Annotated in this window: 4 protein-coding genes; 2 read left to right on the forward strand and 2 right to left on the reverse strand. The window is 52.2% G+C overall.

The features are described from left to right. Window positions 1-391: winged helix-turn-helix domain-containing protein (locus tag AC6F7T_RS14090; protein ID WP_500719878.1), on the forward strand; the 391-nt coding region annotated here is incomplete at its 5' end. 78 nt (window positions 392-469) lie between these two features. On the opposite strand, the gene AC6F7T_RS14095 is transcribed toward AC6F7T_RS14090, so the two are convergent. Next, window positions 470-940 (reverse strand): NapC/NirT family cytochrome c, encoded by a 471-nt coding sequence (locus tag AC6F7T_RS14095; RefSeq protein WP_500719879.1) that lies wholly within the window; start codon window positions 938-940, stop codon window positions 470-472. Between the two features lie 72 nt (window positions 941-1,012). Further along, window positions 1,013-2,530, reverse strand: coding sequence for an ammonia-forming cytochrome c nitrite reductase subunit c552 (locus AC6F7T_RS14100; protein ID WP_500719881.1), 1,518 nt, complete (start codon window positions 2,528-2,530; stop codon window positions 1,013-1,015). 285 nt (window positions 2,531-2,815) lie between these two features. Here AC6F7T_RS14100 and AC6F7T_RS14105 point away from each other — a divergent pair. Next, the coding region (locus tag AC6F7T_RS14105; protein ID WP_500719883.1) for a cobalamin-dependent protein at window positions 2,816-3,123 on the forward strand (308 nt) is incomplete at its 3' end.

Below are 3,123 nucleotides of genomic sequence, written 5' to 3' on the forward strand. Positions count from 1 at the left end.
TGATTACGTGGTCAAACCCTTTGAAACCTCTGAACTGCTGGCGCGTATCCGCGCGCGTCTGCGCCAGGCGCCATCAGCAGAACCAGCCCGCTCCATCAGTGCCGGCGACCTGTTGGTGGACATCGGCAATCACCAGGTGACCCTGCGTGGCGAGGTGATTGCCTTGACCCCGAAGCAGTTTCAGCTACTCGTCTTTCTGGTCGAGAATCGTGGCCGCCTGGTGACCCGTGAAGAGATCAGGCGCACCCTGTGGAAAGACTCACCGATTTACTCCTGGAGCCGGGTCATTGATGTCCATATTCAGCATCTGCGCCAAAAGCTGGAGGATGATGCGACAGCACCGAAATCTATCGTCACCGTACTGGGACAGGGGTATCGATTTGAAGGGTGATACGCACCACGAAAAAAGCCCCCGCTTCCAGTTGGAAACGGGGGCTTTTTTTCGTTCTTTGTACTAACCATCACCAGATCAGATCCTCAAACGCGCACCTTCTTTACGCAGATCCTTAAGCTTGAGGGTGTGACCGGCATCATGACATCCCATGCAGGTCGGGGTCGCTTTAAGATACTCTTCATGACGCGCCTTGAAATGCGGCAGCATCTCGACGATTTCTTCCGTCATATGACAGGCAACACAGTTTTCATGGGTTTTTTCCAGATAACTGGGCAAATTGTCCCGGTGCGGATCGACCTGATCGGTCAGGGTCAGGAAGACTTTACGCATGCCGGCAGTTTTATCCTTGATCAGACCTTTGGTATGACAAGCGATGCAACCGATATCAGGGTGCTGGCCATGATCCCACGAAACCTTCTCGTAAGCATGGCAGGTTACACAGAAATTATCCGTTGATGTTTTCGCGGCCAATCCCCAGGTTGCCAGCAGAACCACTGCCAGAACAACCACGACCACGATCCAGACGATTGAGCTTTTTTGTTTCATAAATAACTCCCTCTCAGGGCAGAGGCTCCACCTCTGCCCCGACTGGTTAATCGATGTGGCGTTGGTTGGGGCCTATTTCACTCTCTCGTAGCCGTTCCAGATCAGCTCAGCTTCGGGCAACAGGGGCAGATATCCCAACCAGGGGTGGGAATCCAGGTGTGCCTGGCTCTGCTGCAACTTGCGGCTGTGCTCCTTGATCGGTGGCACCAGCTCGTTGATCGGCTTATCGAGATCCTTGGCAATAGCGTAATCGGTGGCGCGGATTGCCAGCTGGGTTGCCTGATCACTGTACTGCTGTGACAACGCCAGAGTTTCCAGCGCTTTACTCGGGTTATGGAAGCCGGCGGAGTTTTCTGCCGAGACATAATCCCAGAACCACTGCCCCTTACGTACCAATTCACGTGCCTCATTGATGATGGTCTCGTTGGGCAGCGCCAGGTTCGGATATTCCATCGCCAAACGTACGGCCTCATGAGCACGCACCGACTTTTCCTGAGCAATATTCAGCTGCTTCCAGACTTTTTCCTGATGGTACTCGACGCGCCCCTTCATGAAATCAGGGGTCTTATCACCATGGCAACCCATGCAGGCGCTCATGCCGACATCATCTTTAAGCGGTGAGGTCCAGTGGTGAGAGGAGATCGTTGCCGGGCCTGATTTAATGCGAGGCATATGACAGTCGGCACAAGAAACGCCGTTAGCACCGTGAATACTATCCGAATACATCTCATATTCGGGATGCTGGGTTTTCAGCATCGGGGTCTTGGAAACAGCATGGGTCCAGTCAACAAAGGCACCTTTGAAACCATCAGGGGTGGGCTCGCCATTACTGTAAAATTCATACATATCACCTGGGTTCATGCCATTATCCCAAGGGAAATGGGGCTTGGCAGCAACGCCGTGAACGCCGGTCTCAAAATAGTATTCAACATGGCACTGGGCACAAACCAGCGAACGCATTTCATCACGGGAGGCTTCACGCCAGTCTTTGCCCTGCCGCTTGAGAGCTTCGTCCAACGGAAAGCTGGTAATCGCCAGACGGAAGTTGTTTTCCTGGTCGTGACAGTTGGTACAACCAATGGAGTTCATCTTGCCGTCATGAGCAGGACGATAGTTGTGGAATTCAGAGGACCAGAAAGCATCGCCGAAAGCATTGACATAGTCAGGAATCGTGTTGGTTTTGCAGTTGATACAGGTCGCCGGTAGACCGGCTTTTTCGCTGTAACGATTGATCCGGTCGATCTTGAAGACGTCATCAATAGCATAGGTATGGCCGCGGGCACGGTCATACTGATAGCTGAAGGGATAGCCAAGCCAGAGGTTTTTCAGGTAGGGCTGGGCGTGCCTGTAGCCCTTTGGCAGCGGGCTGAAGTCATCATGTTTGCGATGGGGCACAGAACCACCATACTCGGTCATCTGGGTATCTTCGTTATTTTTCTGGTAAGACTGGTACTGGGGCAGGTTTTTGAACTTGAGACTGCTCTGATGGCTCACATCAACCTTCTGGACGGCATCATAAGTCACCTCGGCAAAAGCAACTGAACCGGCAGCCAGCAGCAGCATGGCCGTTAACGCAACAAGTTTTTTCATCGTTACCTCTCTTTAGAAGAATGGTCATTTAGTAAGTGGCAGTAAGGGACGCCTCAGTTCAGCACGAAATCATCACCTCCTTGTCATAAATTTGTGCGTCCGTGTCACTGGTGATGGAAACTTGACCCTCACCATACAGATATCGATGTAAAGGTGATGTAAATGTCAGGGCAATTTTTTTGTGCCCCCGAACGATCGGCAAAAGAACATTCCACAACCATGTCCGTTACATTCTACCAAATCTTTAGTGTTTGTCTTTTTCGCTATTTCTGGTAAAAAAAATCCATGGGAATCCTGCTCATCAATCCTCCTAACTGTGGCCGCAGCATTCCCGAAGAACGCTACGGCATTACCTCGATCAAAAAAATCTTCCGCAGTGAACCACTGGCGTTGGAGGCCCTGGCGGGAAATCTCTACGGTCATGAGGTGCGTATTGTTGATCTGAAGGTTGAGCCGGAGGCGCTGGAGTCTGCGTTGAAGGCTTTTGCGCCGGATCTGGTCGGGTTCACCGCCGTGACTTGTGAGGCGCAGACAGTGCTCAAGCTGGCGACCACAGTCAAAGAGTTGTCAGCGGCAAGGGTGGTGGTGGGTGG

The organism is Pelovirga sp., from assembly GCF_059864205.1.